Annotated in this window: 18 protein-coding genes; 11 read left to right on the forward strand and 7 right to left on the reverse strand. The window is 46.2% G+C overall.

From position 1 onward, the window contains the following. Window positions 1–7: 7 nt before the first annotated feature. The 4 genes from CDZ87_RS01135 to CDZ87_RS01155 all read right to left on the reverse strand — a co-directional run bounded on the left by CDZ87_RS01135 (window position 8) and on the right by CDZ87_RS01155 (window position 6763). The gene (locus tag CDZ87_RS01135) at window positions 8–1765 is read right to left on the reverse strand and encodes an AMP-binding protein (RefSeq protein ID WP_100751784.1); all 1758 of its coding nucleotides are present in this window, start codon (window positions 1763–1765) and stop codon (window positions 8–10) included. A gap of 300 nt (window positions 1766–2065) precedes the next feature. Continuing rightward, window positions 2066–4930: an aminomethyl-transferring glycine dehydrogenase gene (gcvP, locus tag CDZ87_RS01145; RefSeq protein ID WP_100751786.1), complete on the reverse strand. Its 2865-nt coding sequence runs from the start codon at window positions 4928–4930 to the stop codon at window positions 2066–2068. Between the two features lie 121 nt (window positions 4931–5051). Then, complete coding sequence (gcvH, locus tag CDZ87_RS01150; RefSeq protein WP_100751787.1) at window positions 5052–5432, reverse strand: glycine cleavage system protein GcvH; 381 nt, start codon at window positions 5430–5432, stop codon at window positions 5052–5054. A 35-nt stretch (window positions 5433–5467) separates the two neighbouring features. Next, on the reverse strand, window positions 5468–6763 hold the full coding sequence (locus CDZ87_RS01155) for a serine hydroxymethyltransferase (RefSeq protein WP_100751788.1): 1296 nt from the start codon (window positions 6761–6763) through the stop codon (window positions 5468–5470). A gap of 372 nt (window positions 6764–7135) precedes the next feature. Between CDZ87_RS01155 and CDZ87_RS01160 the strand changes: the two genes are divergently transcribed. From CDZ87_RS01160 to CDZ87_RS01170, 3 genes are all read left to right on the forward strand, one after another. Beyond that, window positions 7136–7759 carry a helix-turn-helix domain-containing protein gene (locus CDZ87_RS01160; RefSeq protein ID WP_100751789.1) on the forward strand — a complete coding sequence of 208 codons (624 nt, stop codon included), beginning with the start codon at window positions 7136–7138 and terminating at the stop codon, window positions 7757–7759. A 258-nt stretch (window positions 7760–8017) separates the two neighbouring features. Further along, window positions 8018–9136 carry a glycine cleavage system aminomethyltransferase GcvT gene (gene gcvT, locus CDZ87_RS01165; protein ID WP_100751790.1) on the forward strand — a complete coding sequence of 373 codons (1119 nt, stop codon included), beginning with the start codon at window positions 8018–8020 and terminating at the stop codon, window positions 9134–9136. A 181-nt stretch (window positions 9137–9317) separates the two neighbouring features. After that, complete coding sequence (locus CDZ87_RS01170) at window positions 9318–10319, forward strand: S1 family peptidase (protein ID WP_100751791.1); 1002 nt, start codon at window positions 9318–9320, stop codon at window positions 10317–10319. A gap of 95 nt (window positions 10320–10414) precedes the next feature. Here the strand turns inward: CDZ87_RS01170 and CDZ87_RS01175 are convergent, their stop codons facing one another. Then, window positions 10415–10678 carry a DUF3012 domain-containing protein gene (locus tag CDZ87_RS01175; RefSeq protein ID WP_100751792.1) on the reverse strand — a complete coding sequence of 88 codons (264 nt, stop codon included), beginning with the start codon at window positions 10676–10678 and terminating at the stop codon, window positions 10415–10417. A gap of 306 nt (window positions 10679–10984) precedes the next feature. On the opposite strand from CDZ87_RS01175, the gene rbsD reads away from it, so the two are divergent. The 6 genes from rbsD to CDZ87_RS01205 all read left to right on the forward strand — a co-directional run bounded on the left by rbsD (window position 10985) and on the right by CDZ87_RS01205 (window position 16966). Then, the gene (gene rbsD, locus CDZ87_RS01180) at window positions 10985–11404 is read left to right on the forward strand and encodes a D-ribose pyranase (RefSeq protein WP_100751856.1); all 420 of its coding nucleotides are present in this window, start codon (window positions 10985–10987) and stop codon (window positions 11402–11404) included. A 24-nt stretch (window positions 11405–11428) separates the two neighbouring features. Next, window positions 11429–12934 carry a ribose ABC transporter ATP-binding protein RbsA gene (gene rbsA, locus CDZ87_RS01185; protein ID WP_038173217.1) on the forward strand — a complete coding sequence of 502 codons (1506 nt, stop codon included), beginning with the start codon at window positions 11429–11431 and terminating at the stop codon, window positions 12932–12934. Next, window positions 12931–13914, forward strand: coding sequence for a ribose ABC transporter permease (gene rbsC / locus CDZ87_RS01190; protein WP_100751793.1), 984 nt, complete (start codon window positions 12931–12933; stop codon window positions 13912–13914). Before rbsA ends, rbsC begins: the two co-directional genes overlap by 4 nt. Window positions 13915–13979: 65 nt before the next feature. Next, window positions 13980–14858 carry a ribose ABC transporter substrate-binding protein RbsB gene (gene rbsB, locus CDZ87_RS01195; RefSeq protein WP_100751794.1) on the forward strand — a complete coding sequence of 293 codons (879 nt, stop codon included), beginning with the start codon at window positions 13980–13982 and terminating at the stop codon, window positions 14856–14858. A 136-nt stretch (window positions 14859–14994) separates the two neighbouring features. Next, window positions 14995–15915, forward strand: coding sequence for a ribokinase (gene rbsK / locus CDZ87_RS01200; protein ID WP_100751795.1), 921 nt, complete (start codon window positions 14995–14997; stop codon window positions 15913–15915). Between the two features lie 28 nt (window positions 15916–15943). Beyond that, window positions 15944–16966, forward strand: a complete 1023-nt coding sequence (locus CDZ87_RS01205) for a substrate-binding domain-containing protein (RefSeq protein WP_100751796.1) — start codon at window positions 15944–15946, stop codon at window positions 16964–16966. 15 nt (window positions 16967–16981) lie between these two features. Here CDZ87_RS01205 and CDZ87_RS01210 read toward each other — a convergent pair whose 3' ends face one another. Next, complete coding sequence (locus CDZ87_RS01210) at window positions 16982–18919, reverse strand: PAS domain-containing sensor histidine kinase (protein ID WP_100751797.1); 1938 nt, start codon at window positions 18917–18919, stop codon at window positions 16982–16984. A gap of 113 nt (window positions 18920–19032) precedes the next feature. Between CDZ87_RS01210 and CDZ87_RS01215 the strand changes: the two genes are divergently transcribed. Beyond that, the gene (locus CDZ87_RS01215; protein WP_100751798.1) at window positions 19033–20007 is read left to right on the forward strand and encodes an ABC transporter substrate-binding protein; all 975 of its coding nucleotides are present in this window, start codon (window positions 19033–19035) and stop codon (window positions 20005–20007) included. 148 nt (window positions 20008–20155) lie between these two features. After that, window positions 20156–21139 (forward strand): chemotaxis protein CheV, encoded by a 984-nt coding sequence (locus CDZ87_RS01220; RefSeq protein ID WP_100751799.1) that lies wholly within the window; start codon window positions 20156–20158, stop codon window positions 21137–21139. 61 nt (window positions 21140–21200) lie between these two features. Here CDZ87_RS01220 and CDZ87_RS01225 read toward each other — a convergent pair whose 3' ends face one another. Continuing rightward, entirely contained in the window at window positions 21201–23054 is a 1854-nt protein-coding gene (locus CDZ87_RS01225; RefSeq protein WP_100751800.1) for a DEAD/DEAH box helicase, read from the reverse strand. Between the last annotated feature and the right edge of the window lie 92 nt (window positions 23055–23146).

Genomic DNA, 23146 nt, shown 5'->3' on the forward strand with positions numbered 1-23146 from the left:
TGGCCTCCTAATCAGTTGAAAGGTTGGGTTGGCCAAGAGCAATGGCACGAACATCTTTGCGAAGGACCTTGCCGACAGGGGTTTTCGGTAGCTCATTAACAAAAACGACTTTCCTGGGTACTTTATAAGCGGCAAGTGCTTTTTTACAATATTTAATCAAGGTTGGTGCATCCAAACCTTGCTCACGCAGCACCACATAAGCTTGAACTTGTTCACCGGTTAGTGGGTCGGGAACGCCGATCACCGCTGATTCCATCACCTGCGTTAAGCCAGCAATCACTTCTTCAACCTCATTGGGGTAGACATTAAATCCGCTGACAAGGATCAGATCTTTCTTCCTATCGACCAACCGTAGTCGACCATCGGGATGCATAATGGCAATATCCCCGGTGTATAACCAACCGTCTCGTAGCGCATGAGCCGTTTCTTGAGGTTGTTGCCAGTAGCCCTGCATAATTTGAACGCCTTTGGCAATCAGTTCACCCGGCTTGCCAAGTGGGACGGTATGACCTTTTTCATCAACCAAACGTAATTGAGTGCCGGGTGTGGGAATGCCAATGCAGTCGGTACGGGGATCGGTCAAGGGATTAAAACAGAGCACTGGCGAGCTTTCTGTCAGGCCATAACCTTCGACTAGAGGGCAGTGAATGGCGGTTTGCCAACGTTCAGCAACCGTGGCATGTAACGCTGTGCCGCCGGCTAAAGCGGCTTTTAGTTGCTTAGGTGGAAAAGTGGTGAACCACTCTTCGTTGAGTAGGGCGTTATACAAGGTATTCACGCCGGTCATCCAACTGATGGGGTAGTTATCAAACGCACGTTGACAGTTTTGAATTGGCCTTGGGCTCGGTACTAGAATATTGTGCGCGCCTTGATGCCAAAACTCTAACAGGTTAACGCTGAAAGCAAAAATATGATAAAGCGGTAGAGCAGTGAGCACTGTTTCTTGGCCGCTAGTGATATGCCCTTGGACTAAGCTATCCATCTGCTCTACGTTACCAAGTAAGTTACCATGGCTGAGCATAGCGCCTTTTGCAATGCCTGTGGTACCGCCTGTATATTGCAGTATTGCCGTATCGTCGCGAGTCAAACTTTGCCAATAGCTTTTGGCATTGAGATTATCGTGTTTATCGTGAAGCTGGCCAAGGTTAATGGCTTGGTCGATGGAGTGATGGGGCAGTTGGTGGGTGGGGATTACCTTGTTCCAATATTGTAATACTAACTTGAGAATGCCGCGCACCACAGGAGGAAACCATTGTGCTAAAGAGGCGACGACAACATGCTGAATGGGAGTTTGTTTAATAATGTCTTGCAGTTTATCGGTGAACATATCGCAGATCACAATCGCTTTGACCCCGGCATCGCAGAATTGATGTTTCATTTCACGTCGGCTGTAAAGTGGATTAACACTAGTCAGAATGCAGCCGGATTTTAGTACTCCCATCACCGCGACCGGTAAGCTTAAACAGTTTGGCATCTGAACCGCAACGCGATCCCCCATTTTTAAGCCAAGTTCACCGCGCAGGTAATGGGCAAAAGCGGTCGACATTTCATCTACCTGGCGAAAAGTAAGGCTGCCGTTCATGCCATTAGGCATGCAGGTGGTAAAGGCCTTACGTTGGCTGTATTTTGCGGCAGCTTCAGTCAGCATTTCTGGGATACTATTCCAAGCATGGCTGGCATTAGCATGACCTTGATGTAAGGCCAGTTGTTCAGGAGTGTAGAGTTTGACCCAAGGCGCCTGGTCATAAATAGCATCATTGGACATTAAGTGCTCACTTAACAAGTAATTTTTGTTTTTATGTTTAACTTACTAACGTATAGCACAAACAATAGAAGATGCTGATTTTAGTCATCAATTTAAAATTTTCTGACACGAAGTGTGACGTCAGCTTGCTACTTAAAGCAGCAGCATGGTTGTTCATCATCGAATGGTTCAGGCTCGACACTAAATTAAACCTAATCCTAACTAAAAAGACGAACCCAATGGTTCGCCTTTTGTTATTCAAGCTAGTTTCTAACTTAGTTATCGGTTTCCAACTTGTTTATCTGTGATCAAAAGCGATAATTACTCTTCGTAGTTGTCGATACTTGGGCACGAACAGATCAGGTTGCGGTCGCCGTAGACGTTATCGACGCGGTTAACCGTTGGCCAGTACTTCCAAGACTTAGTTGCAACCGATGGGAAGCAGCCTGTCTCGCGAGAATATGGGCGATCCCATTGCTCTTTTGCAAGATCAACTTGAGTGTGCGGTGCTTTGACTAACGGATTGTTGTCCAGTGGCCATTCACCCTCTTTGACTTTGCGCATCTCATCACGAATCGCGATCATCGCCTCACAGAAGCGGTCTAGCTCTTCAAGATCTTCTGATTCTGTCGGTTCAACCATTAGAGTACCCGCAACTGGGAACGACATGGTTGGCGCGTGGAAACCGTAATCCATCAAGCGCTTAGCGATATCTTCCTCACTGATCCCGGTCTCTTCTTTAAGCGGACGAATATCAATAATACATTCGTGCGCGACGCGGCCGTTTTTACCACGGTAAAGAACCGGATAGTGCGGACGCAGACGCTCCATCACGTAGTTGGCGTTAAGAATCGCCACTTTGGTTGCGTCTGTCAGGCCAGCTTCACCCATCATGGCAATATAAGCCCACGAGATAGGTAAAATTGATGCACTGCCAAGGTCGGCTGCAGCAACGGCAAACGCTTCGCCTTCAACACCGTTCTCGATGTGTCCTGGTAGGAATGGCGCTAGGTGAGATTTAACACCGATAGGTCCCATGCCAGGGCCGCCGCCGCCGTGCGGGATACAGAAAGTCTTGTGCAAGTTAAGGTGCGATACGTCAGAGCCAATGAAGCCAGGCGATGTCAAACCAACCTGAGCGTTCATGTTGGCACCGTCAAGGTAAACTTGGCCGCCAGCGGCGTGAACCATTTCACACACTTCTTTGACTTGCTCTTCGTATACACCGTGTGTCGAAGGGTAAGTGATCATGATGCTAGAAAGGTTTTTAGCGTGCTTTTCAATTTTCGCTGCCAGATCGTTGATGTCGATATTGCCCTCGTCATCACATGTCACCACGACGACTTTCATTGACACCATAGACGCCGTTGCAGGGTTAGTACCGTGCGCTGAGCTTGGGATCAAACAGATGTTTCGATGACCTTCACCACGGCTTTCATGATAGCGTTGAATGGCAATAAGACCTGCGTACTCGCCTGATGCGCCCGAGTTTGGTTGCAATGAGAATGCATCGTAGCCTGTGATTTCACACAGCTTCTCTTTAAGATCTTTGGCAAGTGCTGCGTAACCTGCGGCTTGATCTGCTGGAGCAAACGGGTGAATAGAGCCAAATTCTGGCCAAGTCACAGGGATCATTTCAGCAGCAGCGTTAAGCTTCATGGTACAGCTACCTAGTGGGATCATACCGTGTGTCAGTGAGAAGTCTTTGTTCTCAAGCTGCTTAAGGTAACGCATCATTTGCGTTTCGCTGTGGTGCGTATTGAACACAGGGTGCGTCAGGTATTTCGACGTGCGGCGTAGTGACTCTGGAATCGCGGCAAATTCGTTGGCAGCGATTTCTGAAGAGAGTGCAGAGACGTCTTGCTTCACGCCAAAGACGGCAAATAGTGCCTTGATGTCTTCAGTCGTGGTTGTTTCGTCAAAACTTACCCCTAATTTGCCATCAAGCTTGCGAAGGTTAAGGTCCGCCGCTTGTGCTTTGGCGTAAAGCGCTTCAGTTTGGTCAGCCGAGTTTATCGTGATGGTATCAAAGAAGCTGTTGTGCGCCAGCTCAAAGCCTGACTTAGTCAGACCTGCTGCTAGGATCGCCGTCATATGATGGGTACGACGAGCAATCGTACGTAGCCCTTCTGCACCGTGGTAGACCGCGTAGAATGAAGCCATATTGGCCAGTAGCGCCTGCGCAGTACAGATATTCGACGTCGCTTTTTCGCGGCGGATGTGCTGCTCACGGGTTTGCATCGCCATACGCAGTGCTTGGTTGCCATGCGAGTCAATCGAAACACCAATCACACGACCAGGCATAGTACGTTTATGCTTATCACGCGTTGCCATAAAGGCGGCGTGTGGGCCACCGTAGCCCATCGGTACACCAAAGCGTTGTGTTGAGCCAATCACCACATCGGCGCCCATTTCACCGGCTGGCTTAAGCAGTGCTGAGGCCAGTAAATCTGTTGCAACAGTAACCAGTGTTTTGTTGGCTTGCGCTTTGGCAATGAGGTCGGTTAGATCACGAACTTCACCCGTTGTACCTGGGTACTGGACTAAAGCGCCAAAGGCATCTTGCTCTGGTAGCGAGTCTAGTGAGCCAACGACAACGTCAAAGCCAATGTATTTTGCGCGAGTTTTGACCACTTCGATGGTTTGTGCGTGCACATCATCAGCAACGAAGAACACCTTGCTCTTGCTCTTACCTGCGCGTTTACAGAGTGTCATCGCTTCGGCAGCGGCCGTTGCTTCATCAAGCAGTGATGCATTGGCAATATCCATTGCCGTTAAGTCCATCACCATTTGTTGGAAATTAAGCAGTGACTCTAAGCGGCCTTGTGAAATTTCCGGTTGGTAAGGCGTGTACGCGGTGTACCAGCCTGGATTTTCTAGTACATTGCGCAAAATGACATTGGGTGTGAAGGTGTTGTAATAACCTTGACCAATGAAAGTGCGCTTAACTTGATTTTGGTTGGCGAACTGTTTCATCGCAACCAACATGTCCGCTTCGCTCTTTGCTTCGGCAAGCGTCATGGGTTGCTCAAGGCGAATTTGCGCCGGAACCGTTTCGTCAATTAGGGCATCGAGGCTTGTCGCCTGGATGGCGGCCAACATTTTCTGTTGATCAGATTGGTTTGGTCCGTTGTGGCGAGCAACAAACTCATTTTGTGTGCTGAGGCTTTGAAGTAATTCAGTCATTGTCCTTTACCTGCTCCGTGTTCGGCTTATGGCTATCGTTACTGATATCTCTGGTTATACGTCCGAACTTAGAAAAAAAGCTGCCACCCAAAGTGGGGGGCAGCTTTCCGATTGTTCCTAATTACTCGTCTTCGATTGAGCTTAGGTACTCTTGCGCGTCTTTTAGATTGTCGAGTTCAGATGGGTCAGCCATCTTCACTTTAACAATCCAGCCGCCTTCATAAGGTTCTTCGTTAATAAGCTCTGGGCTATCTTCTAGTTCTTCATTGATCTCTACAATTTCACCAGTAATAGGTGCGTAGATATCTGAAGCGGCTTTAACAGACTCAACCAGTGAGAAGCTATCACCGGCTTCTATCTCGCTTTCAACTTCTGGAAGGTCAACGAAAACGACGTCACCAAGCATCTCTTGTGCATGTTCTGAAATACCGATCGTTACCGTACCGTCACCGTTGTCACGTACCCACTCGTGGCTATCTGCAAACTTCAGTGTGTTGTCCATTGCTTATTCTCCAAAAATAACTTTGATTAAATTGTTTATTGGTAAAGAGGGAAGCGAGCACACAATAGTTTCACTTCTTTGCGAACGCGTTGCTCGACAGCTTCGTTGCCTTCAGGGTTTTCAACTAACCCATCCAGAACGTCGCCAATCCAATTGCCGATAAGTTTGAATTCTTCAGCGCCAAAGCCGCGGCTTGTTCCCGCAGGCGATCCTAAACGGATGCCTGATGTAATCATAGGTTTCTCTGAATCGAACGGGATGCCGTTTTTGTTACATGTGATCCCTGCACGCTCTAATGCTTCTTCGGTCTGATTACCTTTCAAGCCCTTAGGGCGAAGGTCAACCAACATTAGGTGCGTATCTGTTCCGCCAGTCACAATGTCACAACCGCGAGTTTGCAATACTTCAGCGAGAACTTTTGCGTTGTTGATCACTGAATCAATATAAGTTGAAAATTCAGGGCCAAGCGCTTCGCCAAAGGCAACGGCTTTAGCGGCGATAACGTGCATTAGTGGGCCACCTTGCAGACCAGGGAACACGGCGGAATTGATTTTCTTGATGATGTCTTCGTGGTTAGTCAGGGTCATGCCGCCACGAGGGCCACGTAACGTTTTGTGTGTTGTCGTAGTAACAACGTGTGCGTATGGCAGTGGGCTTGGGTGCGCACCGGTGGCAATCAAACCTGCGATGTGCGCCATATCGACCATTAATATCGCATCGACTTCGTCGGCAATGGCGCGAAACTTAGCAAAATCAATAATACGAGGGATCGCACTGCCGCCTGCAATGATCATTTTTGGCTTGTGTTCTAAAGCCAAAGCACGCACGTCATCGTAGTTGATTTCTAGTGTTTCGCGATCAACACCATATTGAATGGCATTAAACCATTTACCCGATAGGGCAGGGCGTGCACCGTGAGTTAAATGGCCACCTGCATCAAGCGACATTCCCAAGATGGTATCGCCCGGTTGTAGTAGTGCCAGTTTCACCGCACCATTGGCTTGCGCGCCAGAATGAGGTTGAACATTTGCGTATTCACACTTAAATAATCGCTTAGCGCGCTCAATGGCGATCGCTTCAACCGTATCAACATGTTCACAACCTCCGTAATAACGACGGCCAGGGTAACCTTCTGCATACTTGTTGGTTAGACAAGTGCCTTGGGCTTGCATTACCGCTTTAGAGACAATGTTCTCTGAAGCGATAAGCTCGATTTGTTCGTTCTGACGAGTGAACTCGGCCTGAATTCCGGCGAAAACAGCGTCGTCTGTAGCAGCAAGGTTAGTAGAGAAAAAATTCTCTAGGCTGTGATTTTGAAACGGTTTGTTCATGGTAGATGACCTTCCATTCGTGCCAGCGAGCTTATTATGTGCTTTAGTGATTCTCGCTGGCTCTGCGTTTATTACTGTTCTTATCTACGTAAGAGCAGGGTGAATTTCTGTACCCCAAAATGGTGGGGAAAGCCGATTCCAAGCGTTAAAATAGCCAACGTTTGGTGTCGGAAATCGCATCTCTACAACTAACAAGTTGGTAACATAGCGGTTGTCGTAACAACAATCAATAAAAAATTTCCTATTGGAAACAAGGTTTCTATTTTTGTTAGCGAGAGCACGGTTTATTTGTTGTTCGTACCTTTCCTCTACTATGCGCTTGGTGCACAATGAAAATCACACAGGATGTAGCTACATATTTAAGAGGGAAGCATGCCCGAAGATATCTATGACGAGTACCCGTCATTGACTCTGGCAAAAGAGTCTATTGATGAAAATATCGAGCCACTGAAACTAGGGCCACGTATAAAAGAGATTCGTGGCAAGTTAGGGATCACCCTTGAAGAGGCCAGTCAGCGAACCGGACTCGCTCGCTCAACGTTAAGCAAAATCGAAAACGAACAAATTTCCCCAACGTTTCAAGCAATGCAGAAACTTGCGATGGGCTTGCAGATAGATATGCCGCAACTCTTTGAGCCACCAAGAAAAAAAGTGGCAACAGGGCGAAGGGACATTACTAAGTCAGACCAAGGAAAGCCGCATCCGACGCCAACGTATGAACATGAACTGTTGGCGACACAGCTTTCAAATAAAAAAATGATGCCGTTCAAAAGCCAAGTGCATGCCCGCAATTTTGAAGAGTACAGTGATTGGGTTCGTCATGACGGTGAAGAATTTTTGTTGATTCTGTCTGGCTCGGTTATGTTCTATTCAGAGTTCTATGAACCGGTTGAAATGAACCAAGGTGACAGCGTTTATTATGACGCTAATATGGGCCATATGTTGGTTTCAACCAGTGAGAAAGATGCCCATATTCTGTGGGTGACGGCTAAATAATCATCGGATTCGTTGATTTCCGATAGTGGAAGCAACCGTTTGCTTTTGTAACTTAAATCAGTAAAATAGCGCCGTCTTGGTTGAATTGAAGCCAAGGCGGCGCTTATTTTTGTCTGTGATGAATGTGAATATGATGTTAAGCATCACATTTTGCATACTTCTCAACGCGTTGATCGTGCAAATTATCTCCACTCGTGTTTATTATTGGAAACAAGGTTTCCTTGCATGGAAAACGAACCTGATTAAACGGAGACAACAATGACTCAAGAACTACTTAAAACCCCTTTGCATGCATTGCACATTGAAGCCGGTGCGAAGATGGTTCCTTTCGCAGGCTACGATATGCCTGTTCAATATAAGTTGGGTGTCAAGAAAGAGCACTTGCATACTCGTGATGCCGCTGGCCTATTTGATGTGTCACATATGGGGCAGTTACGTCTACACGGTGTGGGCGCGGCCGCGTTTCTTGAGTCTCTAGTTCCTGTCGACATTATCGATCTGTCAAATGGAAATCAGCGTTATGCCTTCTTTACCAATGAGCAAGGCGGCATTATGGATGACCTTATGGTGGCCAACTTAGGTGACCATCTGTTTGTGGTTGTGAACGCCGCTTGTAAAGACCAAGATATCCAGCACCTAGAAGCACACCTTCCAGCAGGTGTTGAACTTGAGATCATTGATGATCGCGCCCTGCTTGCTCTGCAAGGACCGAAAGCGGTGGACGTGCTCAAGCGTTTTAATGCTGATGTCGCAGACATGGTGTTTATGGATGTTAGAAAGCTCGAGCTACTGGGTGTGGAGTGTATTATCAGCCGCAGCGGTTACACGGGTGAAGATGGTTATGAAATTTCAGTGCCGAACACACACGCTGAACCGCTAGCGCAACAACTCACGGCAGAACAAGAAGTCGAGTGGATTGGTTTGGGGGCGCGCGACTCATTGCGTCTGGAGTGTGGCTTGTGCCTTTATGGTCATGACTTAGACACAACCACCACGCCTGTCGAGGCGAGTCTACTATGGGGTATTCAAAAAGTACGCCGTATTGGTGGTGAGCGCGAAGGTGGCTTCCCTGGCGCTGATATCATTCTTAACCAAATTGAAACTAAGGATGTATCACGTAAGCGTGTTGGCCTCGTTGGTCAAACCAAAGCACCAGTGCGTGAAGGTGCTGAGCTGTTTGACGCACAAGATAACAAAATTGGTGTTGTCACCAGTGGTACTGCAGGTCCAAATGCGGGCAAACCCGTGTCCATGGCGTATGTTCGCGCCGATTTAGCCGCCATTGGTACCGAGGTTTTTGCTGATGTACGTGGTAAAAAGCTACCGATGACGGTTGAGAAAATGCCATTTGTCCCACAGCGTTATTATCGTGGTTAAATTATTACCTGTTTATTAACCCTAGCCTCTTTCTTAGAGGCTTTTTATCGTTTGATTAAAGCGAAAATCGAGAGTTAAAGCTGGAGCGGTGATAAATTGTCAGCATGGTCAGCAAGGTAATGAATGGATCAGATACGTTTCGTGAACTAGGATTACAGTGAGTTATTTTTGAGGCATACATATGATTCGATTGACCTTATTAGGTTGCATATTGCTCATCTCGTTTAGAACTTTGTCTGTTGAAGTGTCGCCCTTCATTGTGAATGGTTCTGATGCGTCGATCAGTAATTACCCATCTTTTGCTAGCCTATTCTATCGAAATGGCGGTATGTACAGTACTTCGCCTTACTGTGGTGCCACGATGATCAATGATCAATATGTTTTGACTGCTGCCCACTGTATATACGATGACAATAACTTAATGCTATATACCGTGGTCGCACCGCAGTTAGAAGATAAAAGCTATTTTCTGTCTAACCAACAATCGAGGGCACAAGCCTTTTACTACCCTGACAATTATCAAGATTCTGAAATCGAGCTGTGGCCGAATGACATTGCGATCATTAAATTAGAAACACCGCTTATGATCTCGGATTACTCAGCGTTACTGAACTCAACCATCAATAATGCATTTTCTTCGATGGGTACCTATAAAACCATTGGTCATGGATACATTGAGGGGAATGTACCGAGTGGGTCACGCTTGCTTGAAACCGATTTAAATTACGTAAGTACAGCTACATGCCAGGCGGTATTTGGCAGCAAGATTACCTCTAGCCAGCTCTGTTTTGATGGTGCTCTTGATGGCAACTATAAAAATTCGACCTGTAGTGGAGACTCTGGTGGGCCTGTCTACTGGTTACACGGTAGCCAATATATTCAAATTGGAATCACTAGCTTTGGTCCTTCCATATGTGGCAATAAAGATATTAATGTTACTTCAGTCTTTACCGACGTTTATGACTATCGAGGTTGGATCACTCGAGTAATTAACGGTCTTGAGGTTCCTAAAGCTTACGTTACAACCAATAATGGCGTGAGAGTATTGGTTAATAATGATGCGATAGCTAACGTGTCTGTAAGTCCATCATCAGGTGATAGCGGTGGATCGATTCCACCGTTTAACTTGTGGCTGCTAAGCTTAATTATTTTGTCGAGATATCAAAAAAATTGGGTTTTGTGACCTAAAATTTTTGCCTTAGAGTCGATAAGAGCACCCAATGTCTTTTGCTTAATCGTTTAGGGCTTGAGAATTGTTCAGGCCTGTATTTTGGTGATTTAAAAAATGCAGTGTTTGGCGTAGCTGGTTGCTTCGTTACTGCTCCAGTCGCCTTTAGGTTTGTCTGCCAAACTATTGCACCACGGCTCACTACCAACCGCATCTAATAAAACACAATGTTTAGCGTAGTCCATTGCTCCCTGAGCACTCCATTCACTCTTGGTGGTATCTGCCATTTTATCGCACCAAGCTTGTGTACCGATCTCATCTTGACATGCGCTGAGTAGCACAAGTGCGCTAAGTGACCATAGCGTTTTCATCATTGTCGTATTCCTAAAGTGGTTTGGTTCAACTATACCAATATTTGATAAAAAGTCTGTTTGGCGGGGGTAAAAATGGCTATTTTACTTGCTGATGAATTTGTCACTTGGTGATAGGGATCACTGAGTAAAAGAGAGTTTATCAGTGTAAAAAGATCCATTTCACATTCTTGTTATTGACCGCTCGCATATTTGCAGTCAGCCATTATTATTTCATCGAAACGTTTCGATGAGTTGTTTCCTACCAATAAAAAGTACTTTTTGAAGCGCTCATGGTTAAACAAACGTCTATTTTTTAAGGTCGATGAGATGAAAAAACACACCCTACTACATTCAGAGCTGTCCTATTTGGTGGCCACTCTGGGTCACACCGATGAAATCACGATCTGTGATGCAGGTTTACCGATCCCTGAACAGGTTCAGCGCATTGACTTAGCATTAACTCATGGGGTGCCTTCATTTCTTGAAACGGTAAGAGTGATTCTGTCTGAGTCACAGATAGAGGGAGTGATCATCGCGCAAGAGTTTAAAACGGTCAGCCCGACTCATCACGATGCACTGATTCGAGAACTTGCACTAGAGAGTGAGTCAATCGGTAAAGAGATCGCGATTCATTACGTTTCTCACGACGAATTTAAACATCGCAGTGCGCAAAGCCGAGCCATTGTACGCACCGGTGAATGCACGCCGTATGCGAACGTTATATTTCAAGCTGGCGTTGTTTTCTAAACGAAGCAACAGGAAGGAAGCATTATGACTCAAGCCATATTACAACTAAGTGAGATTGAGAAAGCTTTTCCCGGTGTTAAGGCGCTAGATAAAGCGAGCCTGAATGTTTACCCAGGCCGTGTCATGGCGCTGATGGGCGAAAATGGTGCAGGTAAGTCGACCTTAATGAAAGTGTTGACGGGCATTTATACTCTAGATGCAGGATCGATCCACTATCTAAGTGAACCTGCAGCGTTTAAAGGGCCGCGTGACTCGCAGCAAGCGGGCATCAGTATTATTCATCAGGAACTGAACCTAATTCCCGAGTTGACCATAGCCGAGAACATTTTCTTAGGCCGTGAATTCACCAATGCGTTTGGTGGGATTCAGTGGCAAAAAATGTACGCAGAAGCCGATAAGTTGCTCGCTAGGTTGAACGTGAAACACAGCTCAAAAACCCTGTTAGGTGACTTGAGCTTGGGCGAACAGCAGATGGTCGAAATTGCCAAAGCGCTGTCGTTCAAGTCAAAAGTGATCATCATGGATGAGCCTACGGACGCACTGACAGACACTGAAACAGAGTCTTTGTTTAACGTTATTCACGAGTTGCGCGCACAGGGGTGTGGCATTGTTTACATCTCGCACCGATTAAAAGAAATATTCCAAATTTGTGATGACATCACTGTGCTGCGCGATGGCAAGTTCATTGGTCAATGCCTTGTCAGTGACACGGACGAAGATGGCCTGATTGAGATGATGGTGGGGCGTAAACTTGATGAGCAGTACCCCCGCATTGATGTGCGCCATGGCGATACGTGTCTTGAAGTGGTTGGCCTGACTGGGTCGGGTGTTCATGATGTGAGTTTCACTCTCAAACGTGGTGAGATCTTGGGTGTGTCAGGCTTGATGGGCGCAGGACGTACTGAACTGATGAAAGTGATTTACGGCGCACTGCCAAGTGAGCGGGGTGTGATTAACCTCGACAATAAAACCATTAACCCTATCTCTCCTCAAGATGGATTAGCCAACGGCATCGCCTATATTTCGGAAGACCGCAAAGGTGAAGGTCTGGTGCTTGGCTTGTCGGTTAAAGACAACATGTCGCTATGCGCTTTAGACAAGCTGACCAAGGGTGGCCGAATTCAGCATGATCAAGAAGCGATCGCGGTTGAAGACTTCATTAAGCTGTTCAATATCAAAACGCCAACTCGTGAGCAGATCATCGGTAACTTGTCGGGGGGGAACCAACAAAAAGTTGCGATCGCGAAAGGTTTGATGACTAAACCCAAAGTGTTGATTCTAGATGAGCCAACGCGCGGTGTTGATGTTGGAGCGAAGAAAGAAATCTATCAACTGATCAATAAATTTAAAGCCGATGGCATGAGCATTATTCTGGTTTCATCGGAAATGCCTGAAGTGCTAGGTATGAGTGACCGCATCATGGTGATGCATGAAGGTCGAATCAGTGGTGTATTTGACGCCAAAGACGCGGATCAAGAAACACTTCTTGCTTGTGCCGTAGGAAAAAAAATTAACGAGGAAGCAGCATGAGTATCGATACCATGAGCAAATCAAGTCCAACCCACAACAAAAAGCGGCTTAGTAAAGAGTGGCTAATTGAGCAAAAGTCGTTGATTGCGTTACTTTTGTTAATTGCTGTTGTCTCATTTTTGAACCCCAACTTTTTTACGCTCGATAACATCCTCAACATTTTGCGTCAGACATCGGTCAACGCGATCATTGCGGTGGGGATGACATTGGTCATTTTAACCGCCGGTATTGATTTAAGTGTCGGCTCGGTGCTGGCATTGTGTGGCGCTTTTGCCGCGAGTTTGATCGGGCTTGAAGTACCCGTGTTGATAGCGGTGCCGACCGCGCTGATTGCCGGTGCTGCTCTTGGTGCCATCAGCGGCATCATCATTGCCAAAGGCAAAGTGCAAGCTTTCATTGCTACGTTAGTGACCATGACCCTGCTACGCGGTGTGACTATGGTCTACACTGATGGTCGACCTATTTCAACAGGCTTTACTGACACGGCTGACGCGTTTGCTTGGTTCGGTACTGGTTATGCGTTAGGTATTCCCGTTCCTGTCTGGATGATGGTGATTGTGTTTGCTGCGGTTTGGTATTTACTCAATCACACCCGTTTTGGCCGTTACGTCTATGCGTTAGGCGGTAACGAATCGGCAACGCGTCTGTCGGGCATCAATGTGGATCGTGTCAAAATTGGCGTCTACGCAATCTGTGGTTTACTAGCGGCACTTGCGGGCATCATTGTGACTTCACGTCTGTCTTCAGCGCAACCAACGGCTGGTATGGGCTATGAACTGGATGCTATCGCTGCGGTTGTACTTGGCGGTACCAGTTTGATGGGGGGTAAAGGCCGTATTATGGGGACGTTGATCGGTGCACTGATTATTGGTTTCCTCAACAACGCCCTCAACCTGCTCGATGTTTCCTCCTACTTCCAAATGATCGCAAAAGCAGTGGTTATCTTACTGGCGGTATTGGTAGACAACAAAAACAAGTAAAACATAACAAAACTAAAACGGGTCAAGTGAGGTTGCTTGACCCACCCTACACAAGGACTGAGAAAATGAAAAAACTCGCAACTCTTATCTCCGCGGCACTACTTTCTTCAACCGTTTCTGTTTCGGCGCAAGCGCAAGATACGATGGCTATCGTACTGTCAACGCTAAACAACCCATTTTTTGTCACAATGAAAGATGGCGCAGAGGCGAAAGCGAAAGAACTTGGTTATGAACTTATTGTACTTGATTCACAAAATGACCCGAGCAAAGAACTTTCGAACATCGAAGATCTGACAGTTCGTGGTGTGAAAGCCATTTTGATTAACCCAACAGATTCTGACGCTGTGTCTAATGCCATTCGTATGGCAAACCGCTCAAACATCCCTGTACTGACTTTAGATCGTGGTGCTAGTCGTGGAGACGTTGTCAGTCATATCGCCTCTGACAACGTAGTTGGTGGTGAAATGGCGGGTAACTACATTGTTGAAAAAGTCGGCATGAAAGCGAAAGTCATTCAATTAGAAGGTATCGCAGGAACCTCAGCGGCACGTGAGCGTGGTGAAGGTTTCATGAACGCGGTTAAAGGCAGCGAGATGGATGTGCTAGCCAGCCAACCGGCTGACTTTGACCGTACCAAAGGTCTTAACGTGATGGAAAACCTACTGGCGGCCAACCCAGAGGTTCAAGCCGTCTTCGCACAAAACGATGAGATGGCATTGGGCGCACTGCGCGCAGTACAAGCGTCGGGCAAAGATGTGATGATTGTTGGCTTTGATGGTACCGACGACGGTATTGCAGCCGTTAAACGTGGCAAATTATCAGCGACCATTGCTCAGCAACCAGACCTGATTGGTGCGCTAGGCATTGAAACGGCTGACCAAGTGCTTAAAGGCATGGCAGTAGAAGAGTACATCCCCGTACCTCTTAAAGTGATTACTGAGTAAGCCATAATTTGTCCTCCTTGCCGTTTTAATTTGTGCTTTCGGTAAGGAGGGCCAATAGTCATGTGTTTTATCACAGAGCACATTACTATTTCTCCTGTTCACATCTATTGGGCTCAATCGAGCCGAGGACAACCTTATGAATAAGTTAGTGGTTTTAGGTAGTGTTAACGCTGACCATGTTCTGCAAGTACCTTCTTTCCCTCGCCCAGGCGAGACGTTACATGGTCGTAACTATCAAGTTATTCCCGGTGGTAAAGGTGCCAATCAAGCGGTTGCGGCGGCGCGATTAAACGCCGATACCGGTTTTATTGCCTGTGTGGGTGATGACGCGTTTGGCATCAACATTCGTGAAAATTTCAAAATGGATAACATCAATATCGCGGGTGTAAAAATGGCGCCCAATTGCCCAACAGGGATTGCGATGATCCAGGTATCAGATAGCGGTGAAAACAGCATTTGCATTTCAGCAGAAGCGAACGCCAAGCTGACGGTTGAGACTCTTGAGCCTGACTTAGAGTCGATTCGCCAAGCCAAATACTTGTTGATGCAGCTTGAAACGCCGATGTGTGGCATTGAAAAGGCTGCGCAAGTGGCAAAGCAAGCGCGTACCAACGTGATTCTAAACCCAGCACCCGCGCACACGTTGTCTGATGCACTTCTCGCTTGCGTCGATGTGATTACACCCAATGAAACCGAAGCCGAAGTACTAACGGGGATCACGGTCAGTGATAATGACAGTGCGCAACAAGCGGCGAATGCACTGCATCAAAAAGGCATTGAAATCGTGATGATTACGCTTGGCGCAAAAGGAGTGTGGCTTAGCCAGAACGGTCGTGGTCAATTGATTGAAGGTTTTAAGGTCGATGTGACAGATACCACCGCAGCGGGCGATACATTTAATGGGGCATTGGTCACTGGTTTACTTGAGGATTTGCCTTTAGAATCAGCGATTAAGTTTGCTCATGCTGCCGCAGCTATTTCGGTGACGCGTTTTGGGGCTCAAACCTCAATTCCATCACGTCAAGAAGTCGATGCGTTTTTAGCTGAGTACCGTTAACTGACAGCACATATGCGGAGTAAGTCACATGGCGACAATGAAAGATATTGCGAGATTGGCGCAAGTCTCGACCTCTACGGTGAGCCATGTGATCAATAAATCTCGTTTTGTCAGTGAAGAGATTTCTCAGCGAGTAAACCAAGCGGCTCAGGAGTTAAACTATCGTCCCTCAGCGTTGGCGCGTAGCTTAAAAATGAATCGTACCAAAACGATTGGTATGTTGGTGACCACCTCAACCAACCCGTTTTTTGGCGAAGTGGTTAAAGGGGTTGAACGAAGTTGTTATCAGCAAGGTTACAATCTTATTCTGTGCAATACCGAAGGTGATAACCTTCGGATGCGTGAGTCAATCAACACCTTGCTGCAAAAGCGGGTCGATGGACTGATTTTGATGTGTTCCTCGCTTGAAGGCGAACGTATCGACGTATTTGAACAATACCCTGACATCCCTGTGGTGGTGATGGATTGGGGACCAATGTTGTTTACCAGTGACAAAATTCAAGATAACTCATTGCGTGGTGGTTATTTGGCCGCCAAACACCTGATTGATAACGGTCACACAGATATTGGTTGTATTACTGGGCCGTTAGTCAAGCATCAGGCTCAAATGCGCTACGAGGGTTACAAACGCGCATTAAATGAGGTCGGACTCAACTTCAATTCAGATTGGATCATTGAATCTGATTTTGAATGTGAAGGTGGCTACGAAGCGTTCAATAAAATGCATCAAAATGGACCGTTACCCAGTGCCATCTTCGTTTGCAACGACATGATGGCACTAGGTGTTATCAACGCAGCCAATGAAAAAGGGGTTGCTATCCCGCAACAGCTTTCGATTATTGGTTATGATGATATTCATATTGCCAAATTTATGACTCCCTCACTCACCACCATTCACCAGCCCAAGTATCGCCTCGGTAAAGCGGCAGTTGAAGCGGTGTTAAAAAAACTTGCGGATGCGCAGTGTGAAGCGCAGATTGTTCAATTAGAACCGACCTTAGTTGAGCGCTCGACCGTCAAGCGTTTGAACACGGAAAGCGGCACTATATAAGCAGCCAACGATTACTTACTCATTGTCTAAGTCAGTTGGCAGGGTGCGCGGTAAAGTGAAGATAAAGTGAACCCCGTTACCTGGCTGTGAATCAAAGTGCAACTGCCCTTTGAGTTTTTTATGTACCAAATTGAACACCAAATTCAATCCTAATCCTGACCCGCCCATGCCTCGCTTACTGGTATAAAAAGGTTCAAAAATCTTTTGATGGAGTGATGCGTCAACGCCAGCGCCATTGTCACGGTATTCGACGATAATGTCTTCATCTTGCTGTCTTAATTCAATCACAATCTGGGGTTCGTTTTGGTGTTCAAACGCATGATTAATGCTGTTCATGATTAGGTTCGAAATCACCTGAGTTAGTACGCCCGACAAGCTACTCATGGTTATTGACCTGTCACCTTCAATACGCGGTGTGACGGGCACTTTGCGTGTCTCTGGGTGAAGGCTCGCCAACAGTGCGTCGAGAACTTGATAGACGTTAAAATTGCTTCGACTTTCAGATACTTGATCAACCGCGGTTTGCTTAAAGTCGCGCACCAGTTTTGCGGCGCGATTGAGGTTATGCTCTAACATCGAATGGCTTTCACCCAGCGTTGCCATTAACGATTCAAATTGCTCACTGGTCAGCGTTTGTGTGGCAAAAGCATGTTTCGCTTGGTTGACGGTCTCTTGAATCACTGAGGTGGCGGTCACCGCAATACCGAGAGGGGTGTTGACCTCATGAGCAACGCCTGCGACAAGGCCTCCGAGGGCGGCGAGCTTTTCAGACTCGATCAGTTGTTCTTGAGTACGTTGCAATTGCTGCATGCTCTGTTTTAGATCCAATGTCCGTATGGCAACCGTATGTTCGAGTGATTGATTGAATTGCTCTAACTCGATTTGGGTAAGCTTGAGCTCAGTAATATTGAGCGCGGTACCGCGAAAACCGATGAAATGGCTGTCGTCAAAACGGGCCTTGGCTTGAAATAAGAGGTAGTGCGTGATGCTGTTCAGCGTCAAATGCACTTCACATCGACTAAAGTCACCCTGGCGCGTCAAATAGTGCTGTAACGTTTCACAATCTGCCAAGGCAGGGATCAAGCTCAGTTGCGGCTTGGTGTCGGGCTGAATTTCCAGCGCTTCCTGCATGCTTTCGGAACAGTAAACTAACTCACCTAACGCATTGGTTTCCCATAACCAATCGGAAGAGATGTGGGCAAACTCATGGAACCTCTCTCGTTCTTGCTGAATGCTGTTATAAAGCAGTGTGACATTTTGTGTGATTTTGTTGGTCTCATTGCCAAGCCAGTCAAGTTCGTCCTGTTTCTCTGTTATCCAGGCATGATGCTCAAGAGTTAAAGGTTCTTTAGGATGACGAGGATTGTATTTTCTGAGGTATTGAGCGATGGCAAAAACGCGTTGATTGACGCTCTTGTGAAACACCATAAGCACAAGATAACAGACAAGCAGTGTCTTGGCTGCATTTAATAACAGAGTGTATATTGCTTGTCTGATAAGGTAATCGTAAATCTCTGTAGCGTCGGTTTGAATAAAAATGGTTCCAACTGATTCAACAAGAGAAGAGTTAGGGTGGCGATAGAGTAGGGTAAATTGCTGCGTAATCGGATGCTTAGCATTTGGTATACCAGCTTCCAATTGGTAGTCACCGCTGTTGACACGTAAATAATCAAGTTTAGGTAAGTTGACTAAGCCGTTAAGTTCTTGTTTCAAAGATGAAAGATCGAAGCTCCACAGTGAGGTCGCGAGTAGTGGGGCGTGAATATCACGTATTTCTAGTTGTCGTTGCTCGACGGCATCGAATTCATGAGTATATTCCCAAGAAAGTTGCAGTAGAGTAGTAAAGACGGTGATGGCGCCACTGAGCAAAACCATGATTAAGATAATGCGCCGTCCTATTCGGCTATAGAATGGGCTCTCATGGCTATATTCAATACTTTTGCTACGATTCATAAATTACCTCGTTTTTATCAGTATAGTCATTAAATAAATATTGAGTGTGCTCAGAGTTGGAGAGTTGCGCTAAGTCAACTACACTCAATTCATACTTTCGTGGGAGTGGTATGATGCGTTGGGTCTTGATTTGGATTTGGCTGTTATTTGCTGCGTCACCTGTTTGGGCGACAAAAGTACTGTTAGTAGAAAGCTACCACTCAGAGTATCCATGGGACGCTAGCTATGTTGAAGGGCTAACCGAAACCCTTGAACCAGGCGTGGAGCTCATGACCTATCAAATGGACACCAAACGGCTTCCTGTAGAAAAACACCAAGCTCAAGCTGAGAAAGCTTTTGCGGTCTACCAACAGTATCAGCCAGAGATTGTGATTCTAGGCGATGACAACGCATTCAATTACCTGTTGCCTAAGTTATATCAACAACCTATTTCTATCGTTTTCCTCGGGGTTAATGCCAACCCGAGAGCGTTACTGATGCAATATCGCGGTCAAGCGAAGGTGACGGGAGTATTAGAGCGACCATCGTTTGTCAAATCTCTGATTGAACTTCGCCGCCTATTTGCTAATGAGTCGTTTTCGGTTCGAATTTTGTTTGATTCTGGCGTGACGTCGAGGATTGCCAAAGACTATATTGAAAAACAGTACAGTTTAATTAAAAACACTCTGGGGATTGACGTTGAAATTGAAGTGATACAAACGATGCCACAATGGCAGCAGACCGTCCTTAATGCTAAACAAGCAGGTTTCAGTGTCATTATTGTCGGTTTGTATCAAACACTCGTCGATGAAGAGGGTAATCATGTGGTTGATACAGAGGTGATCTCATGGACGAACCGTCATTCACCGTTACCTATTTTCGCTTTCTGGGATTTTGCAGTGGGAGAGAATAAAGCGGCTGGTGGTGTGGTTTTATTTGGGCGCAGTCAGGGTGTACACGCCGCTAATCTCGTTAATGAGATCATTCAAACCGGGCACGAACCGATTATTCCTATCGTGACAGATAATCAAGGGCAAGCGATCTATTCGCGTAAAGAATTCCAACGATGGGGATTGAATATGCCTTACCATTGGCAAGCAATTGAGTAGTTTGCGGGTAATTTGATTGAAGAAAAGCAGAAGTTTGAAGTAACACGGTCTATTCGATTTACAATCTTTTGCTTTACGGTTAAAAAGAACAAAAGTATCAGCGACTATTGACGATAATATGTTGTGATCAAACTAAGAAAGAAGAATTATGAGCGGATCAAATAGTACGATATTGACGGAGAGTGGTACCAATGAGCTAGAAATCATTGAGTTTCACCTAGTGAAAGAGCTTGCTGATGGAAGCAAAAAAACCTGTTATTACGGAATAAATGTCGCCAAGGTACGTGAAGTTATCCAGGTTCCTGAAACGACAGATTATCCGAATGCGCAGCCACATATGGTGGGGGTTTTTTCTTCGCGAGATGTCTTAACGCCCTTAGTTGACTTAGCGGGTTGGCTTGATGTCCCGACCAACAATGATTTAAAACGTAAGTTTGTGATCGTGACTGATTTTAACAATATGACTAATGGTTTTCTTATTGATAGCATTAGCCGTATTCACCGTATTTCGTGGAATGATGTTGAGTCGCCAAGTCAATTTCTAGAAGCGGGTGAGCAAGATTGTGTTGTCGCTGTTGTTCGTAAAGATGGCAACCTGATCATGATTCTTGATTTCGAGAAGATCATTGCCGATATCAACCCAGAATTGAGTATGGAAAAATACGATGTGACCGTCGATAAATCGGTAGACCTGAATCAACGTATGATCACTAAACGTAACGCGAAGACCGTTATGGTGGTTGATGACTCTGCCTTCATTCGTTCCATGATCCAAGAAACGTTAACTTCAGCAGGCTACAACGTTATTGCGTGTAAAGATGGCGGTGAAGCATATGACAAATTGATGAGCCTTATTGAAGTGGCAAAAAAAGAGAATATGCCAATCAGTGAGTTTATTGACGGTGTGGTTACGGACGTTGAGATGCCACGGATGGATGGTATGCACTTAGTGAAACGTCTGCGTGAAAGTGAAGTTTATTCGGTAATACCTATCGTCATGTTTTCATCATTGATGAGTGAAGATAACCGGACTAAAGCCTTAGCGTTGGGTGCTAACGATACGATTACCAAGCCAGAGATCGGCCGAATGGTAACCTTAATGGATAAGTACATCTTTGCTAAAAACGAATAAATTTTCCCCAGTATAAAAAAGGATACGCACTGCGTATCCTTTTTTTGTGTAGCTGTGAGGCTTAAGCTTCAGTAGTGCGACGACCATGACCACGTTCGCCACGGAAGTTGCCACGTTTGTCACCGCCGCGGTTACGATCGAAACGACGTTCACCATCGCGACCAGCGCCACCTTCACGTTTACCGCGGTAACCACCTTCACTACGACCACCACTGCGGAAACCACTTTCACGACGGCCACGAGGCTCGCGGAAATCATCAAAGTCACAGACAACAGCGTCAACTTGTTTTTGACGAATACGTAGCTTGCGCAATTTACCTGCAGTTTCAGAAGACATTGCTTTTGGTAGCTGAACGTAGGTTTCACCTTGAGCAAGTTTAATTGCACCGATAGAACCTTTTGTGAGACCAAGCTCATTCGCTAGTGCGCCAACGATATCTTTAACTTGAACGCCTTGCTCGCGACCAACTTGCAACTGGTAAGTATCCCAGTCTTGGTTGTTGGTACTACGACCACCTTCACGGCCATCACGACCTGTTTCGCGACGGTCTTTGCGACGTAGCTTATCACGCTCAATAGCTTCAATCATTGGGTCTTCGCCAACATAGAATAGTGGGCGCTTACCTTGCTGACGTTTAAGTAGAATCGCGGCGAGTGTCGCTGCGTCTAGCTCTAGAGACTCTTGCAGTTTTTCAACCAGCGTAGAGAACTTCTCTAATGCTTTGTGTTCTTTTTCAGTTTCTAGCTCAGCGCCAAGTTTAGCTAAGCGTGACTCTGCCACTTTGTCACGGTGTGGAAGCTGAATCTCTTCCATTGATGACTTAGTTACACGTTCGATAGTACGAAGCATACGTAGTTGGTTGGGACGAACCAAAAGGATCGCTTTACCTTTACGTCCTGCACGACCAGTACGGCCGATACGGTGGATGTAAGACTCAACATCGAATGGAATATCGTAGTTAAATACGTGTGTAATACGTGCAACATCAAGACCACGAGCAACAACGTCAGTCGCGACTAAGATGTCGATAACACCTTGTTTGATGTGATCAACAGTGCGCTCACGCAGTGATTGTGGAATGTCACCGTGTAGTGCTGATGCTTTAAAGCCTCGTGCAGATAGCCAATCAGCTAGGCGCTCGGTATCTTGGCGAGTACGTACGAATACGATTGACGCGTCAGTCTCTTCAGTTTCTAGCAGACGTGACATTGCTTCGTCTTTTTCTACGCCTTTTACAACCCAAAATTGTTGTATAACTTTATCTACCGTGTGGTTTTTACCCGCCACGTCGACAGTTTCAGGGTCACGCAAAAAGCGCTCAACAATCTTTTTCAGCATTGGAGGCATAGTCGCAGAGAATAAAACGCGCTGGGCAGAAGCTGGAGAATGTTCCATGATAGCGGTTACGTCATCAACGAAACCCATATTAAGCATTTCGTCTGCTTCATCTAGAACGAAAGTATTTACTTCATCGAGATGCAGGCGGTCACGGTTAATAAGGTCTTGAACACGGCCAGGGGTACCAACAATAATTTGCGCACCGTTTTTTAGTGCACGCATTTGATCAACGATCGATGCGCCACCGTAAATCTCAAGAACCTTAAGTCCTGAAATGTTTCGGCCAAGGTTCTTAATTTCTGCCGCAACTTGAATCGCCAACTCACGAGTCGGAGCAAGAACGATAGCTTGTGGCTTACGCTGATTAAAGTCGATTTTGTTTAATAGCGGAAGAGAGAAGGCAGCAGTTTTACCTGTACCTGTTTGTGCTTTACCTAGTGCATCTTTACCAGCCAATAGGTGCGGAATTGCGGCCGCTTGAATTGGTGTTGGTGAAACAAAGCCCATATCGTTAAGAGCGGAAAGGAGGGTATCGTTAAGCGCTAAATCGCTAAACTGAATTACAGAATCTGTCATTGGGATCCTACTATATCTATGTCAACAAAAGGTCCCACGAGCTCTACCAATTCCAATACCAATCCAGTTAAGAGCTGATTCCGTTCAGATGC

This window comes from Vibrio salilacus, assembly GCF_002811245.1.
In the GTDB taxonomy this organism is placed as follows: Bacteria; Pseudomonadota; Gammaproteobacteria; order Enterobacterales; family Vibrionaceae; genus Vibrio; species Vibrio salilacus.

What these genes read in the sequence shown, in the direction of transcription:
- gcvT (WP_100751790.1), top strand. Translation starts at nt 8,018, where the DNA reads ATGACTCAAGAACTACTTAAAACCCCTTTGCATGCATTGCACATTGAA.
- rbsB (WP_100751794.1), top strand. Translation starts at nt 13,980, where the DNA reads ATGAAAAAACTCGCAACTCTTATCTCCGCGGCACTACTTTCTTCAACC.
- gcvH (WP_100751787.1), bottom strand. Translation starts at nt 5,432, where the DNA reads ATGGACAACACACTGAAGTTTGCAGATAGCCACGAGTGGGTACGTGAC.
- CDZ87_RS01170 (WP_100751791.1), top strand. Translation starts at nt 9,318, where the DNA reads ATGATTCGATTGACCTTATTAGGTTGCATATTGCTCATCTCGTTTAGA.
- rbsK (WP_100751795.1), top strand. Translation starts at nt 14,995, where the DNA reads ATGAATAAGTTAGTGGTTTTAGGTAGTGTTAACGCTGACCATGTTCTG.
- CDZ87_RS01225 (WP_100751800.1), bottom strand. Translation starts at nt 23,054, where the DNA reads ATGACAGATTCTGTAATTCAGTTTAGCGATTTAGCGCTTAACGATACC.
- rbsD (WP_100751856.1), top strand. Translation starts at nt 10,985, where the DNA reads ATGAAAAAACACACCCTACTACATTCAGAGCTGTCCTATTTGGTGGCC.
- CDZ87_RS01210 (WP_100751797.1), bottom strand. Translation starts at nt 18,919, where the DNA reads ATGAATCGTAGCAAAAGTATTGAATATAGCCATGAGAGCCCATTCTAT.
- CDZ87_RS01160 (WP_100751789.1), top strand. Translation starts at nt 7,136, where the DNA reads ATGCCCGAAGATATCTATGACGAGTACCCGTCATTGACTCTGGCAAAA.
- CDZ87_RS01155 (WP_100751788.1), bottom strand. Translation starts at nt 6,763, where the DNA reads ATGAACAAACCGTTTCAAAATCACAGCCTAGAGAATTTTTTCTCTACT.
- CDZ87_RS01175 (WP_100751792.1), bottom strand. Translation starts at nt 10,678, where the DNA reads ATGATGAAAACGCTATGGTCACTTAGCGCACTTGTGCTACTCAGCGCA.
- CDZ87_RS01215 (WP_100751798.1), top strand. Translation starts at nt 19,033, where the DNA reads ATGCGTTGGGTCTTGATTTGGATTTGGCTGTTATTTGCTGCGTCACCT.
- CDZ87_RS01135 (WP_100751784.1), bottom strand. Translation starts at nt 1,765, where the DNA reads ATGTCCAATGATGCTATTTATGACCAGGCGCCTTGGGTCAAACTCTAC.
- rbsA (WP_038173217.1), top strand. Translation starts at nt 11,429, where the DNA reads ATGACTCAAGCCATATTACAACTAAGTGAGATTGAGAAAGCTTTTCCC.
- CDZ87_RS01205 (WP_100751796.1), top strand. Translation starts at nt 15,944, where the DNA reads ATGGCGACAATGAAAGATATTGCGAGATTGGCGCAAGTCTCGACCTCT.
- gcvP (WP_100751786.1), bottom strand. Translation starts at nt 4,930, where the DNA reads ATGACTGAATTACTTCAAAGCCTCAGCACACAAAATGAGTTTGTTGCT.
- CDZ87_RS01220 (WP_100751799.1), top strand. Translation starts at nt 20,156, where the DNA reads ATGAGCGGATCAAATAGTACGATATTGACGGAGAGTGGTACCAATGAG.
- rbsC (WP_100751793.1), top strand. Translation starts at nt 12,931, where the DNA reads ATGAGTATCGATACCATGAGCAAATCAAGTCCAACCCACAACAAAAAG.